At 30.9% G+C, this 265-nt stretch carries 1 protein-coding gene; it reads right to left on the bottom strand.

Annotation, left to right across the window (positions count from 1 at the left end; all coding sequences use genetic code 11):
• Nucleotides 1-78: 78 nt before the first annotated feature.
• The coding region (locus tag ACYYG1_RS17535; protein WP_461211622.1) for an ABC transporter C-terminal domain-containing protein at nucleotides 79-265 on the bottom strand (187 nt) is incomplete at its 5' end.

Below are 265 nucleotides of genomic sequence, written 5' to 3'. Positions count from 1 at the left end.
AAGGCAAATGACCGTCTTTGCCTAACAAATGATTTGAATCTTCTGCCCAAATAAAAGCTAGCATTATATCCCCTCTCTTTATTGTTCTGCTTTTTCTGCTAACTGTGTCCAACGATCCATAATTTGTTCTAAGTGTTGATTCAATTCTTCTAATTTTTTTTGTTGTTTTAATAAATGTTGATAATCATTATTAGGCTGAGCCATTTCAGCTTCTAATTGTGATTTTTCTTCTTCTAGATTATCAATTTGTGGTTCTATTTTTTCT

This window comes from Desulfocurvus sp. DL1XJH-121, assembly GCF_054819825.1.
This window is presented reverse-complemented; position numbering and strand designations above follow the sequence as displayed.